The organism is Pseudonocardia hierapolitana, assembly GCF_007994075.1.
Taxonomy (GTDB): Bacteria; Actinomycetota; Actinomycetes; order Mycobacteriales; family Pseudonocardiaceae; genus Pseudonocardia; species Pseudonocardia hierapolitana.
This window is the reverse complement of the sequence record NZ_VIWU01000001.1, coordinates 1032804-1047267: the sequence shown is the minus strand read 5'-3', so window position 1 is coordinate 1047267 and position 14464 is coordinate 1032804. Positions and strand designations below refer to the sequence as shown.

The 14464-nt window shown below is 72.1% G+C and carries 11 protein-coding genes; 7 read left to right on the top strand and 4 right to left on the bottom strand.

Annotation, left to right across the window (positions count from 1 at the left end):
• Genes narI through FHX44_RS05040 form a run of 4 tightly spaced genes read right to left on the bottom strand, consistent with a single transcriptional unit; the run spans window position 1 to window position 6807 of the window.
• Entirely contained in the window at window positions 1-726 is a 726-nt protein-coding gene (gene narI, locus FHX44_RS05055) for a respiratory nitrate reductase subunit gamma (RefSeq protein WP_147254389.1), read from the bottom strand.
• Window positions 723-1349 carry a nitrate reductase molybdenum cofactor assembly chaperone gene (gene narJ, locus FHX44_RS05050; protein WP_147254388.1) on the bottom strand — a complete coding sequence of 209 codons (627 nt, stop codon included), beginning with the start codon at window positions 1347-1349 and terminating at the stop codon, window positions 723-725. The genes narI and narJ overlap by 4 nt, the downstream gene beginning before the upstream one ends.
• Entirely contained in the window at window positions 1346-3076 is a 1731-nt protein-coding gene (narH, locus tag FHX44_RS05045; protein WP_147254387.1) for a nitrate reductase subunit beta, read from the bottom strand. The genes narJ and narH overlap by 4 nt, the downstream gene beginning before the upstream one ends.
• Window positions 3076-6807 carry a nitrate reductase subunit alpha gene (locus tag FHX44_RS05040; protein ID WP_147254386.1) on the bottom strand — a complete coding sequence of 1244 codons (3732 nt, stop codon included), beginning with the start codon at window positions 6805-6807 and terminating at the stop codon, window positions 3076-3078. The genes narH and FHX44_RS05040 overlap by 1 nt, the downstream gene beginning before the upstream one ends.
• 207 nt (window positions 6808-7014) lie before the next feature.
• On the opposite strand from FHX44_RS05040, the gene FHX44_RS05035 reads away from it, so the two are divergent.
• The 7 genes from FHX44_RS05035 to FHX44_RS05005 all read left to right on the top strand — a co-directional run bounded on the left by FHX44_RS05035 (window position 7015) and on the right by FHX44_RS05005 (window position 14414).
• Entirely contained in the window at window positions 7015-8244 is a 1230-nt protein-coding gene (locus FHX44_RS05035) for an MFS transporter (protein ID WP_147254385.1), read from the top strand.
• 288 nt (window positions 8245-8532) lie between these two features.
• Window positions 8533-8862 (top strand): ArsR/SmtB family transcription factor, encoded by a 330-nt coding sequence (locus FHX44_RS05030; protein ID WP_147254384.1) that lies wholly within the window; start codon window positions 8533-8535, stop codon window positions 8860-8862.
• Window positions 8859-9338, top strand: coding sequence for an NADH-quinone oxidoreductase subunit B family protein (locus FHX44_RS05025; RefSeq protein WP_212612335.1), 480 nt, complete (start codon window positions 8859-8861; stop codon window positions 9336-9338). Before FHX44_RS05030 ends, FHX44_RS05025 begins: the two co-directional genes overlap by 4 nt.
• Window positions 9335-11335 carry a proton-conducting transporter transmembrane domain-containing protein gene (locus FHX44_RS05020; protein WP_147254383.1) on the top strand — a complete coding sequence of 667 codons (2001 nt, stop codon included), beginning with the start codon at window positions 9335-9337 and terminating at the stop codon, window positions 11333-11335. The genes FHX44_RS05025 and FHX44_RS05020 overlap by 4 nt, the downstream gene beginning before the upstream one ends.
• A complete protein-coding gene (locus tag FHX44_RS05015; RefSeq protein ID WP_147254382.1) occupies window positions 11332-12279 on the top strand; it encodes a respiratory chain complex I subunit 1 family protein in 948 nt (315 codons plus the stop codon). Before FHX44_RS05020 ends, FHX44_RS05015 begins: the two co-directional genes overlap by 4 nt.
• Before the next feature lie 3 nt (window positions 12280-12282).
• Window positions 12283-12936 (top strand): hypothetical protein, encoded by a 654-nt coding sequence (locus FHX44_RS05010; RefSeq protein WP_246170216.1) that lies wholly within the window; start codon window positions 12283-12285, stop codon window positions 12934-12936.
• Window positions 12936-14414, top strand: coding sequence for a proton-conducting transporter transmembrane domain-containing protein (locus FHX44_RS05005; protein ID WP_147254381.1), 1479 nt, complete (start codon window positions 12936-12938; stop codon window positions 14412-14414). Before FHX44_RS05010 ends, FHX44_RS05005 begins: the two co-directional genes overlap by 1 nt.
• Window positions 14415-14464: the final 50 nt, after the last annotated feature.

Genomic DNA, 14464 nt, shown 5'->3' with positions numbered 1-14464 from the left:
TCAGACCCGCTCCCACCCGCGGCGCGGTGGTCGGGCCGCCGGCCCGCCACCGCGGGAGCGGTAGACGATGTAGGGGCGGAAGAGGTACTGGATCGGCGCGGTGAAGGCGTGGACCAGCCGGGTGAACGGCCAGATCGCGAACAGCAGCATGCCGATGAGCGTGTGCAGCTGGAACGCCAGGCCGGAGTGGGCCATCGCTTCGATGTCGGGCTGCAGCACGAACAGGGACCGGAACCAGGGGGCGACCGATAGCCGGTAGTTGTGTTCCTCGCCGCCGGCGGCACCGAGGAGGGTGGTTGCCAGCCCGACGACGATCGCGGCGACCAGCACCACGTACATGGCCTTGTCGTTCTTCGTGGTGGCCATGAAGACCGGCCCGGTCGTGCGGCGCCGGTAGACGAGGATCCCGACCCCGACGAGGGTGCAGAAGCCGGCGATCCCGCCGAGCAGTAGCGCCTGCACGTGGTACGCCCCCTGGGACAGACCCGCCGCGTCGGTCCAGGTCTTCGGGATGAGGAGGCCGATGACGTGGCCGATGATCACCACGAGGATGCCGAAGTGGAACAGCGGGCTGCCGATGCGCAGCAGCCGGGACTCGTACAGCTCGGACGAACGGGTCGTCCAGCCGAACTTGTCGTAGCGGTACCGCCAGATCGTGCCGAGGACCAGGATCACGATCGTCACGTAGGGCAGTACGCCCCAGAGCAGGACGTCCAGCGCACTCATCGGGGTCCTCCCATCGGGAACGGGGCGAGCTCCAGACCGACCTGCTCGCGCGGTGGGCCGCTGCGCGCGAGCGCCTTCGCGGCCGCGACGTCGGTGGGGGAGGGGCCGGGGAGCAGCGCGCACACCGCCTCGACCGGCGCGACGTACGGCGTGCCGGCCTCGAGCAGGGCGAGCCGCAGCAGTTCCAGACCTGCCCGGTGCTCCTGCAGCAGCGCGAGCCCGTCGACGAGGTCGGTGGTGGCGGCGTACTCGAGTACCGCGGGGAGGAAGTCGGGCAGCTCGGTGCTGTCCCAATCGACCCCGGCGGCGCGATAGCGCTGCTTGAGCGTGGCGAGCGCGCCGCCTCGGCGGCGGGTCTCGCCGTCGCTCCACCACGTGAGGTAGAGGCAGCAGCGGCGGCGCCGGTCGAACACAGCGACGTAGTGCTCGGCGAGTGGACCGGCCGGAGTGGTCTCCGCGTGGTCCAGAAAAGCCGTCAACCGTTCACGCGGCCGACCGGCCGGGAGCGCGTCCACCGCGGTCCGGACGAGCGGGAACGTCTCCCGGACGGTGTCGTCGGGGTACTGCAGGCTGATCGACGCCGCCTGGAGCACGACCGCTTGCCCGCCTGCCTGCGTCGTCATCGCGTCTCCCCCGGCGTGGGGGCGGGATCGGGTCGGCTGCGGCCGGTGATGTCCCCGGGTCCCGGTGGCGACTCGCGCGGCGGCGGGAAGAGACCGGGCGGGCGGCCCTTGCCGTCCCAGTTGAGGAGGTTGATGCGGGCGCCGCGCTCGCTCGGGTCGGCGAAGGTGTCGCTGGTCTGGCGGTCGCGCAGGGCGTGGAAGGTCTCCACCGACACCGGCATCGGGCGTCCGGAGGCCTCGCCGAACGGGCCGCTGCCGACCATCCCGGGCCCGCCGTCGACGTCGAGGCTGCAGCCGATCTCCTCGAGGTCGTGGGCCTGCGCCTCGTATGCGGTGGGGATGACGTAGCGCTCCTCGTACTTCGCGATCGCGAGCAGCCGGTACATCTCCAGGATCTCGGCGCCGGTCATCCCCACGGATTCCGCGATCGACTCGTTGCGCGGCCGGCCCAGGGTGACGTCGCGCATGTACGACCGCATCGCTGCCAGCCTCTGCAGCACAGTGCGGACGGGTTCGACGTCACCGGCGGTGAACAGCTCGGCGAGGTACTCGACGGGGATGCGCAGCGCGTCGATCGCGCCGAAGAGGTTGCCGGCGTCCTCGCCGTCGTGCCCCGTCTCGGCGAGCCGGTCGACGACGGGGGAGAGCGGCGGGATGTACCAGACCATCGGCATGGTCCGGAACTCCGGGTGCAGCGGGAGCGCCACCCGGTACTCCTTCGCCAGCCTGAAGACCGGCGAGCGCTGGGCGGCCGCGATCCAGTCCTCGGCGATGCCGTCGCGGCGCGCGGCGGCGATCACCTGCGGGTCGTGCGGGTCGAGCAGCAGGTCGAGCTGCGCCTCGTACAGGTCGTGCTCGTCCTCGACGGAGGCCGCCGCGGTGACGCGGTCGGCGTCGTAGAGGAACAGGCCGATGTAGCGCAGCCGCCCCACGCAGGTCTCGCTGCACACCGTGGGCAGTCCGACCTCGACCCGCGGGTAGCAGAACGTGCACTTCTCGGCCTTGCCGGTGCGGTGGTTGAAGTAGACCTTCTTGTAAGGGCAGCCGGTGACGCACATCCGCCAGCCGCGGCACTGGTCCTGGTCGACGAGGACGATCCCGTCCTCGGCCCGCTTGTACATCGCGCCGGACGGGCACGAGGCCACGCACGACGGGTTCAGGCAGTGCTCGCAGATGCGCGGCAGGAAGAACATGAAGGCCCGCTCGTAGTCGAACTTGACCTTGTCCTCGGACTCGCGCCGGATCCGCTCGACGATCGGGTCGCGCGGGCCGTGCTCGGGGGCGCCGCCGAGGTCGTCGTCCCAGTTGGCACTCCACTCGACGGCCATGGGCTCGCCGGAGATCAGCGACTTCGGCTGGGCGACGGGGAAGTCGTCGCCCAGCGGGGCGTCGGTGAGGTTCTCGTAGTCGTAGGTCCAGGGCTCGTAGTAGTCGCGGATGTTGGGCAGGACCGGGTTGGCGAAGATCGAGAAGAGCTTCCGGAACCTCCCACCGGCCTTGAGCTGCAGCCGTCCGCGGCGGCCCAGCACCCAGCCGCCCTTCCACGTCTCCTGGTCCTGGTACCGGCGCGGGTAGCCCTGCCCGGGCCGGGTCTCGACGTTGTTGAACCAGACGTACTCGACGCCGCTGCGGTTGGTCCACGCCTGCTTGCAGGTGACCGAACAGGTGTGGCAGCCGATGCACTTGTCGAGGTTCATGACCATGCCCATCTGGGCCATCACGCGCATCAGTACGTCACCTCCTGCGACCGGCGGCGGATGACCGTGACCTCGTCCCGCTGGTTCCCCGTGGGACCGAGGTAGTTGAACGCGAACGACAGCTGCGCGTACCCGCCCACGAGGTGCGTGGGCTTGACCATGATCCGCGTCAGCGAGTTGTGGATCCCGCCCCGGCGACCGGTCGCCTCCGACTTCGGCACGTTCACCACCCGCTCCTGTGCGTGGTAGACGAACACGACACCCGGCGGCAGGCGGTGCGTGACGACCGCCCGAGCGACGAGCACGCCGTTGCGGTTGACCCCCTCGACCCAGTCGTTGTCGCGCACCCCGATCGAGGCCGCGTCCGCCTCGCTCATCCACACCACCGGGCCGCCGCGCGACAGCGAGAGCATGAACAGGTTGTCCTGGTACTCCGAGTGGATCGACCACTTCGAGTGCGGCGTGAGGTAGCGAACGGTCACCGAACGGCCGTCGTCACCGAGCTGCCCCGGCCGGCCCTCACCGAAGAGGCGCTCCATGTCCAGGGGGGCCCGGTAGACCGGCAGCGTCTCGCCGAACTCGTGCATCCAGTCGTGGTCGAGCAGGAAGTGCATCCGGCCGGTCAGGGTGTGCCACGGCTTGCTCCGCTCCACGTTCACCGTGAACGGGGCGTAGCGCCGACCGCCGGTCTCGCTGCCCGACCACTCCGGGCTGGTGATCACCGGCACGGGGCGGGCCTGGGTGTCGGCGAAGGAGATGCGCTTCTCCTCGCTGCCCTCGGCGAGGTCGACGAGGCGGGTGCCGGTGCGCCGCTCCAGCTCCCGGAACCCCTGGACGGCGAGCCGCCCGTTCGTCGTGGCGGAGAGGGTGAGGATCGCCTCCGCCATCTTGGCGTCGGTGTCGATCGCGGGGCGGCCGTCGCCCGCGCCGCCGAGCATCACCCCGTTCTTGGCCGCGAGGTGGGCGAGTTCCTCGTCGGGCTGGTAGGTGATCGCCTTGGTCGTCATCCCGAGCCGGTCGAGCAGCGGCCCGATGCTCGCCATCTTGTCGGCGATCGCGGCGTAGTCGCGCTCGACGATGACGAAGTTCGGCATCGTCCGGCCCGGGACCGGCTCCACCTCGCCGGTCCGCCAGTCGCGCACCCGGCCGCCGGGCTGGGCGGTCTCGCCGGGCGTGTCGTGCTGCAGCGGCACGGCGACGACGTCGCGCCGCACGCCCAGGTGCGTGCCGGCGAGCTCGGAGAACCGGCGGGCGATGGCCTGGAAGGCGGCGAAGTCCGTGCGCGTCTCGAACGGCGGGTCGATCGCCGGCGTGAAGGCGTGGACGAACGGGTGCATGTCGGTGGTGTTGAGGTCGTGCTTCTCGTACCAGGTGGCGGCCGGGAGCACGACGTCGGCGAGCAGCGTGGAGCTGGTCATCCGGAAGTCCAGCGCGAGCAGGAGGTCGAGCTTGCCCTCCGGTGGCTCGCCGTCGCGCCACGCCACGTCACGGGGCCTGCGGTCCTCGGGCGTCTGGCCCGCGAGGAGGTTGTTGTGGGTGCCGAGCAGGTGCTTGAGGAAGTACTCGTCGCCCTTCGCCGACGAGCCCAGCAGGTTCGCCCGCCACAGCGTGAGGCAGCGCGGCCAGTTCTCCGGCGCGTCCGGGTCCTCGATCGCGAATTTCAGCTTCCCCGACCGCAGCTGGTCGACGACGTGGGCCACGACGTCGCCGTCCCCGGCCTCGTCCGCCACGTCCAGCGGGTTGCGGTCGAACTGCGGGTAGGACGGCATCCAGCCCAGCCGGGCGGACAGCGCGATCGTGTCGATCGTGTGCATGCCCGCCAGATGCCCCTGCGCCAAGGGCGAGGTGAGGGCGTCGGCGCGGTAGCCGTCGTAGCGCCACTGGTCGGTGTGCGTGTACCAGTAGGCCGTGCCGATCATCTGTCGCGGCGGGCGGGACCAGTCGGTGGCCATCGCCATGGTCGCCCAGCCGGTGATCGGGCGGCACTTCTCCTGCCCGACGTAGTGGGCCCAGCCGCCACCGTTGCGGCCCATCGATCCGGTGAGCAGCAGCAGCGAGAGGACCGCGCGGTAGGTGGCGTCGCCGTGGAACCACTGGCAGATGCCCGCCCCCATGATGATCATGGTGCGACCCTCGGATTCCTCGGCGTTGCGCGCCATTTCCCGCGCCACGCGCACGACCTGCTGGGCCGGCACCGAGGTGATCGACTCCTGCCATGCGGGGGTGTACGGCTCCGCGGCGTCGTCGTAACCGGACGGCCAGGTGCCCGGCAGGCCGTCGCGGCGCACGCCGTACTGGGCGAGCATCAGGTCGAACACCGTGGTGCAGAGCTTCCCGCCGACCCGCTGCACGGGCACACCACGACGTAGCACGCCGCCGGTGCCGTCGAGGGAGTCGAAGCGGGGGAGCAACACCTCCGCGGCCGCGCCACCGAACAGCGTGAGCTGCGGAGCGACGTCCCCGAGCTCGAGGTTCCACCGACCCCGACCCGCCTCGGTGTAGCGGAAGCCCAGCGAGCCGTTCGGGACCACCGGCTCGCCGGTCCGGCCGTCGAACAGCACCGTCTTCCACTCCGCGCCTTCGCCCGTGTCGCCGATGTCGGCGGCGGTGAGGAACTTCCCCGGGACGTACACAGCGCCGTTCTCGGTGGAGCGTTCCTCCAGTGCCACCAGGAACGGCAGGTCGGTGTAGCGCTGCACGTAGTCGACGAAGAACGGCACGCGCCGGTCGACGAAGAACTCCTTGAGCATGACGTGGCCCATGGCCATCGCCAGTGCGCCGTCGGTGCCGGGCTGGGCGGGGAGCCAGGTGTCGGCGAACTTCGTGTTGTCGGCGTAGTCGGGTGAGACCACGACGACCTTCTGGCCCTTGTACCGCGCCTCGGCCATCCAGTGCGCGTCCGGCGTGCGGGTGATCGGAACGTTCGACCCCCACATGAGCAGGTAGGAGGCGTTCCACCAGTCGCCGGACTCGGGCACGTCGGTCTGGTCACCGAACACCTGCGGGGAGGCGACGGGAAGGTCGGCGTACCAGTCGTAGAACGACGTCATGCAGCCGCCGACCAGCTCGATGAACCGCGACCCGGCGGCGTGGCTGACCATCGACATCGCCGGGATGGGCGAGAACCCGGCGATCCGGTCCGGCCCGTGGGCCTTGACGGTGTGGACGTGCGCTGCGGCCACCATCTCGACCGCTTCGTCCCACGACACCCGCACGTGGCCGCCCTTGCCGCGAGCTCGTTGATAGCGGCGACGCTTCTCGGGATCGCCGGTGACCTCGGCCCACGCGAGGACCGGATCCCCCAGGCGGTCCTTCGCCTCGCGGTACATCTCAACGAGCGCCCCGCGGGCGTACGGGTAGCGGACGCGGGTGGGGGAGTAGGTGTACCAGGAGAAGGCCGCGCCGCGCGGGCAGCCGCGCGGTTCGTACTCCGGGGAGTCGGGGCCGACCGACGGGTAGTCGGTCTGCTGGCTCTCCCAGGTGATGATCCCGTCCTTGACGTAGACCTTCCACGAGCACGAACCCGTGCAGTTCACCCCGTGCGTGGAGCGCACGACCTTGTCGTGGCTCCACCGGTCGCGGTAGAAGACGTCGCCCTCGCGGCCACCCGCCCGGTACACCGCGCGTAGGTCGTCGGACGTCTCGCGGCGGGTGAAGAAGCGGCCGGTCCGCAGCAACGCATCTGCCACAGCCCCATCCGTGCCCGGGCCGGCGGCCCTGCCCTCGGTCGTTCCTGCCGCCGCAGCGTGTCGCCCGCCCATCGTGAAGCTCCCCTGCCCGTCTCCCGGCACCGGACGTTCCCGTAACCGGCCGCGGCCATACCTCTGGCCGCTCGGCGACCCATCGTGCCGAGCTCGGCAGCGGGCGATCACCGGCGAAAGTCCCGGGTACTCGGTCGCAACGGCCCTGTCCCGCCAGGGAGAGCAGCTGGCGCAATCGGGGCCTGGAACATCCAGTCGGAGGGGATCATGGCCGAGGACCCGCGGGAATCGATGCAGATCCACTCGCACGGGAAGCCACCGTCGGCACGCCGAGCGCTCGTGCTCGCCACGGTCGGGTTCGCGGTGACGTTCTGGGCGTGGGCGCTGCTCTCCCCGCTCGGGGCGACACTCCGCGAGGAGCTGTCCCTCACGTCGTTCCAGCAGTCCCTGTTGGTGGCCGTTCCGGTCATCGTCGGATCGCTCGGCCGGATCCCGGTCGGTGCACTCACCGACCGGCTGGGGGCGCGCCGGATGTTCCCGACCGTCGCCCTGCTGACCGTGCTGCCGGTCCTCTACCTCGGGCACTTCGCCGACTCGCTGGCCGGCTACCTCGTCGGTGGGTTCTTCCTGGGCCTCGGTGGCACCACGTTCGCCATCGGCGTCCCGTTCGTGAACTCCTGGTACCCGCCCGAGCGCCGCGGGCTCGCCCTCGGCATCTTCGGCGCCGGGATGGGTGGCACCGCCATCTCGGCGTTCTCCACCGTGCAGCTCGCGGCCGCGTTCGGGCCGAACTTCCCGTTCGACCTGGTCGCGATCGTGCTCGTGGTCTTCGCGGCGATCGCCTTCCTGCTACTGCGCGACCGCCCCGACCGGCCGGTCCCGTCGGGCTCGATGCTCACCCGCCTTGCCGCCGCGCTGCGGACGCCGGTGGCGCTGCAGCTCTCCTTCCTCTACGCCGTGGCGTTCGGCGGGTTCGTCGCCTTCAGCGTCTACCTGCCCTCCTACCTGAGCACCGCGTACGGCCTGGAGCGCGGCGACGCCGCACTGCGGACGGCCGGCTTCGTCGTTCTGGCGGTCGCGATGCGGCCGGTCGGAGGCTGGCTCTGCGACCGTTACCCGCCGATTCCCGTCCTCACCTGCACCTACGGGGCGGTGACCTTGCTGGCCGCTCTCGCCGCGTTCGAGCTGCCCCTCGCCCCGGTCGGTACCGTCGCCTTCCTCGGACTCGCGGCGGCGCTCGGCGTCGGCACCGGTGCGGTCTTCGCGCTCGTCGCGCGCCTGGTCGAGCCGAGCCGGGTCGGCGCGGTGACCGGCCTCGTCGGTGCCGCCGGCGGGCTGGGCGGCTTTTTCCCGCCGCTGGTGATGGGCGTGATCTACGGGATCTTCGGGGACTACTCCATCGGCTACGTGCTGCTCGCGCTCACCGCGGCAGCCGCGGGCGCGCTCACCGCGACGGTCGTGCGCAGGCAGGCGGCCCGCTGGAGAGGCGCGTCGTGATCCTCGGGATCCCGCGGTTGTCGTTGTCCTTGCGGAGCCCGGCGGCGTAGAGGGCAGCCCCTGCCCAACGGGCGAAGGCGCTCCTGGGCCAGCTCGTCATCGATCCGCGCCCGCTGCGCCTGGTCGGCCTGGGTGTACGAGTCACCGGTCGGCTTCCCACCCAACCGGCCGCCGATCCGCAGCTCCTTCGGCGTGCGGGTGCGGGGTTTCGAAACCCGACGACACAGGACTCTTCACCAGTTGCTAATCTTTGCAACTGCGAACGTTGTCAACGGTCCGGGAGGTGTCGTGAGCACGCCGCTCCACCAGCTCAAGGCGGAGTTCTTCAAGACGCTCGGCCACCCGGTGAGGATCCGAGTGCTGGAGTTGCTCAGCATCCGGGAGCACGCCGTGTCGGAGCTGCTCCGAGAGATCGAGATCGAGCCGGCGAACCTCTCGCAGCAGCTCGCGGTGCTGCGCCGGGCGGGCCTGGTGACCGCGCGCAGGGAAGGGGCGGCCGTGCACTACGCGCTGACGAGCCCGCAGGTCTCGGAGCTGCTGGCGGTGGCCCGGTCGATCCTCACCGGCGTCCTGTCCGGGCAGCTCGAGCTGTTCGACGACCTGCGGACCTCGTCGTGATCGGTCTGTGGCGGAAGATCCGCCGGACCGGACGGGTCGCGGAGGCCGCGCCGCCCGCGCCGACGGCGTCACCCGCTGCCGCCGCGCTGTCCGGCTCGGTGCAGATCCGGCACGTGGACGCCGGGTCGTGCAACGGCTGCGAGGTGGAGATCGGGTCGGCGTTCGGGCCGGTCCACGACGCGGAGCGCTACGGGGCACGGCTCGTCGCCTCGCCGCGGCACGCCGACGCGCTGCTGGTCACCGGGCCCGTGACGCGCAACATGGCCGAACCGCTGCGCCGCACGTACGAGGCCGTGCCGACGCCGCGGGTCGTGGTTGCGGTGGGTGACTGCGCCCGCAACTGCGGTGTGTTCGCGGGGGCCTACGGGGTGGTCGGCCCGGTTTCCGAGATCGTCCCGGTGGACGCGGAGGTCGCCGGGTGCCCGCCTCGGCCGGAGGCGATCGTCGCGGCGCTGAGGGAACTGACCGGCAGATGAACGTCGTGCAGGTGGCTCTCGTCGCAGCGCTCGTCGTCGGGTTCGGTGGAGGCGTCGCCGCGCTCGTCGTGCCGCGCGCGGCCCGGCCCGCGGTCGTCGGCGCCTGCGTCGTCGCGGCCGGCGGGCTCGGGTCCGTCGCCGGGGTCGCAGCGATGAGCGGGGTCTCATGGTCGGTCGCGCTGCCCCGGCTGTTGCCGCTCACCGGCGTCGAGCTCGCAGTGGACCCGCTCGGTGGGGTGTTCCTCGCGGTCGCGGGCGCCGTTGCGGTGGCAGCAGGCGTGTACGGGATCGGGTACGCGCGCGGCGGGCTGGACGGGCGGGCGGTACAGGCGAGCTTCCCGATCTTCGTCGTGTCGCTGTTGCTCGTTCCGGCGGCGGGGAGCATCGGCACGCTGCTGGTGTGCTGGGAGCTGATGGCGCTGGCGTCGTTGTTGCTGGTGCTGGCCGAACACGGGCAGCGGGCCGAGGTGGCGTCGGCGGGCCGGTGGTACGCGGTGATGACCCACCTCGGGTTCGTCGCGATCCTGATCGGGCTGCTGGTGCTGGCCGGCGCGGCGGGCGACGGCTCGTTCGCGGCCGTGCGGGAGTCGACCCGCTCACCCGCGACGGCCGGGCTGGTGTTCGTGCTGTGCCTGGTGGGGTTCGGCTCCAAGGCGGGCATCCTGCCGTTGCACGGCTGGCTGCCGCGGGCGCACCCGGAGGCGCCGAGCCACGTCTCGGCGCTGATGTCGGCGGCGATGGTGAACCTCGGCGTGTACGGGATCGTGCGGGTGGGGTTCGACCTGCTCGGGGGCGGCGCGTCGTGGTGGTGGCTCACCGTGCTGGTGCTCGGCGCCGCATCGGGTGTGTACGGGATCCTGCAGGCGGCGGTGGGGAGCGACCTGAAGCGACTGCTGGGCTACTCCACCACCGAGAACATGGGCTTGGTCATGGTCGGCGTGGGCGCGAGCGGCATGTTCGCAGCGGGCGGGGACGAGGTGCTCGCGGCCCTGGCGCTCACCGCCGCGCTGCTGCACGTCATGGCGCATGCGGCGTTCAAGACGCTGCTGTTCCTCGCCGCCGGCTCGGTGCTGCACGCCACCGGCACCCGTGATCTCGATGCGTTGGGCGGGCTGCGCCCGGTGATGCCGCTGACGACGGCGGCGTTCGGGTTGGGGGCGCTGGCGGCGTCCGCGCTGCCGCCGGGCACGGCGTTCGTCAGCGAGTGGGTGCTGCTGCAGGCGCTGGTCCACGGCTCGGGCAGCGGGTCGGGGGTGGCGTCGTCGCTCGTGTTGCCGGTGGCGGTGGGCGCGGTGGCGCTCACCGCGGGATTGGCCGTCGCGACGTTCGTCAAGGCGTTCGGGGTGGGCTTCCTGGCCCGGCCGCGCAGCGCCGCCTCCGCGGCGGCGCACGAGAGCCCGCCGACGATGCTGGTGGGAATGGGCCTCGCCGGGCTCGCGTGCATCGTCCTCGCGGTCGTGCCCACCCTCGTCCTCCCGGCCGTGGCGGGCGTCGCGGGCGGGGTGGCCGGTTCGGCCCCTGCGGTGACCGGAACGGTCACGATCGAGCTCGCAGGCGTCTCGGGGGCGATGTCGCCGCTGCTGCTGGTGGCGGCGCTCGCAGCCGCGACCGCGCTCGTGGCTGCGCTCGTGTCCGGACGGGCCGCCCGGGAGGCGCGACTGTGGGACTGCGGCGGCGGGCCCGTGACGGCGCGCATGGAGTACACCGCGACCTCGTTCGCCGAGCCGCTGCAGCGCGTGTTCGACAACGTGCTCGAGCCCGACCAGGACGTCGACGTCACCCACCACGACGAGTCCCGCTACCTCGTCCGCGCGGTGGCCTACCGGCGCACCCTCCGGGACCGGGTCGAGCATCGCCTGTACGAGCCGGTGCTGTCCGCCGCCGCCGGGTGGGGTCGGGTCGGGCGCCGGCTGGCGACCGGCAGCGTGCACCTCTACCTGGGGTACGGCTTCGCCACGCTGTGCGGCCTGCTCGTTCTGCTGGCGGTGACCCGGTGACCGCGCTCGGAGTGGCGGGCGGCGTGCTGCAGGCGGTCCTGATCGTCGGCGGGGCACCGCTGTTGCTCGGCCTGATGCGGCAGGTGCGGGCCCGGCTGGAAGGCCGGGCGGGGGCCGGGATCGGGCAGCCGTGGCGGGACCTGCGCAAGCAGCTGCGCAAGGAAACGATCACGCCGCGTGGCACGAGCGAGATGTTCCGGGTCGCCCCCGTGCTGATGGTGGCGATGGCGCTGGTGGTCGCGGTCGTCGTCCCGTTCGTCACCACGGCGTCGGCCCTGCCGGCCGTCGCCGACCTGTTCGTCGTGGTGGCGCTGCTCGCGCACGGCAGCGTGGCGATCGCGCTGGCCGGGCTGGACACCGGCACGGCGTTCGGCGGGATGGGCGCGAGCCGGGAGGTGACGATCCTCGCCCTGGTCGAGCCCACCGCGCTGGTGGCGATCTTCGCGCTGTCGGTGCGCGTCGGATCGACGAGCCTGCCTGCGATCGTCGAGTCCACCCTGGACGACCCGGCGCGGGGGCTGTCCCCGGCGAGCCTGCTCGCGGCGGTCGCGCTCGCCATGGTGATCGTCGCCGAGACCGGACGGCTCCCAGTGGACAACCCGTCGACGCACCTGGAGTTGACCATGGTGCACGAGGCGATGGTGCTGGAGTACGCCGGACCGCGGCTCGCGCTCGTCGAGCTCGGCGGGGCGATGCGGCTCGCGGTGTACCTGGGGCTGCTGGCCAACCTGTTCCTGCCGTGGGGCGTTGCCACCGAGCCCGGCCTGCTGGCACTCGCCGTCGGCCTCGCAGCGTTCGCCGTGAAGGTCGCCCTGCTCGGCGCGGCGCTCGCCTACGCCGAGGTGTTCCTGGCCAAGCTGCGGCTGTTCCGCGTGCCCGAGCTGTTGGCCGGGTCGTTCCTGCTCGCAGTGCTCGCCGTCACTGCCGCGTACGTCCTGGGGTGAGAAGTGCACGGGATCGAGATGCTCAACCTCGCCGCCGGTGGCCTGCTGCTGACGGCCGTGCTCGTGCTGTGGCGCCGTGAGCTGACCGTCATCGTGCGTGTCTTCGGGCTGCAGGGCGTCGCGCTCTCGGCCTTGGTCGCCGCGTTGGCGTGGGACGAGAGCTCGGCCGAGCTGGCGATGGTGGCGGTCGGCTTCCTGGTGCTGCGCGGGGCCGTGCTGCCATGGCTGCTGCGCCGCGCCCTCGCCGGGGCCGGGCCGGTGCAACGCGAGACCCGCCCCGTCATCAACGTCGCCACGTCGCTCCTGGCGGCCGCGGCGCTCACGCTGCTCGCGCTCGCCGTGTCGCGGCCGCTGGTCGACCTCGCGCCGACACCGGCGTCGCGCGCGGTGCCGATTGCGATCGCAGTGGTCCTCATCGGGTTCCTCGTCCTGGTGACGAGGAGACACGCCGTGTCGCAGCTGGTCGGGTTCCTGCTGATGGACAACGGCATCACGGCGGTCGGGTTCCTCACCACATCGGGCATCGGGTTGGTCGTCGAGATCGGGGTGGCGCTGGACGTCCTGCTCGTCGTGCTCGTGCTGCAGGTGCTCACCGGGCGGATGCGGGAGGCGTTCGGCGACACCGACCTCGACGAGCTGCGGGAGCTGCACGACTGATGGAAATCCTGCTGGTGGTGGCGCCGCTCGCGGTTCCCGCGCTCGGCGCCCTCGCGTACGCCGCGGCCGGGTGGCGGCGGTCTACGGCGGGCGTGGCCGCGGTGTCGGCCGTGCTCTCGCTGCTCGCGGCTGCGGTGCTGGCCGGGGAGGTGGTGACGCACGGCCCGCTCGTCGTCGGAGCGCTGCTACGCGCCGACGCGGTGAGCGCGTTCATGCTGGTGGTGATCACCGCCGTTGCCGTGCTGGTCGCGATCGCCACGCCGGCGCACCTGGCCGCGGAGCTCGCGGCCGGGCGGATCGGGTCGCGCACGGCGACCTGGCACGCGGTGCTCGTGCAGGCGTTCCTCGCGGCGATGGCGCTCGCGGTGCTGGCGGCAGACCTCGGCGTGCTGTGGGTCGCAGTCGAGGCGACGACGATCGTCACCGCGTTCCTGGTCGGGCAGCGGCGTACCCGCGCAGCGGTCGAGGCGGCCTGGAAGTACGTGGTCATCTGCTCGGCCGGGATCGCGCTCGCGCTGCTCGGGATCGTCGTGCTCAACCACGCCTCCGCCCGTTCCGGAACCGGCGCGGGACTGGACTGGGCGGCGCTGGCGGGCGCATCTGCGCACCTCGACCCTGGCGTCACCCGCATCGCTATCGTGCTGCTGGTCGTCGGGTTCGGGGCCAAGGCGGGGCTGGCGCCGCTGCACGCGTGGCTCCCCGACGCGCACAGCCAGGCACCCGCCCCGGTGTCAGCGCTGATGTCCGGGGTGCTGCTGTCGGTCGCCTTCTACGCGGTGCTCCGGATCAAAGTCATCTCCGACGGCGTGCTCGGCCCGGGGTTCGCCCGCGCGCTCCTGCTCGCGGCCGCGCTCGCATCGCTGCTGGTCGCGGCCTCGCTGCTGATCGCGCAGCGCGACTACAAGCGGATGCTCGCCTACTCCAGCATCGAGCACATGGGCCTGCTCGCGCTCGGCGCGGCCGTGGGCGGGCCGCTCGCCACCGCCGCCGTGCTGCTGCACGTGCTCGGGCACGGCCTGGCCAAGACCGTGCTGTTCCTCGGCGCGGGACGGGTGCTGCAGACCACCGGCACCAGCCGCATCGCCGAGGTCAGCGGATTGGCCGCGCGTCAGCCCGTCCTCGCCGGGAGCATCGGGCTCGGCGTGCTCGCGCTGGTCGGGCTGCCGCCGTTCAGCCTGTTCGCCAGCGAGCTCGGCATCGCCCGCGCCGGCTTCGGATCCGGTATCGGATGGGCGATGGCCGTCGCGCTCCTGCTCGTCGTGGTGATCGGCGCCGCCCTCGTCAACCACACCAGCCGGATGCTGCTCGGTCCTCCCCGCGAGGCCCCTGGAGCGGCCCCGGTGCCCCGGCCGCTGCCCCGCACCACCGCGGTGGCCCTCGTCACCGGCCTGCTCGCCTGCGTCGCGTTGGGCCTGTCCACCGGGCCGCTGGCCGATCTGCTCGGCGCGGCCGCCGAGATCCTCTCCGGAGCGCCATGACCGCCGTGATCCCCAACCCGAAGCTGCGACCGGACGAACTGCCCGACCGC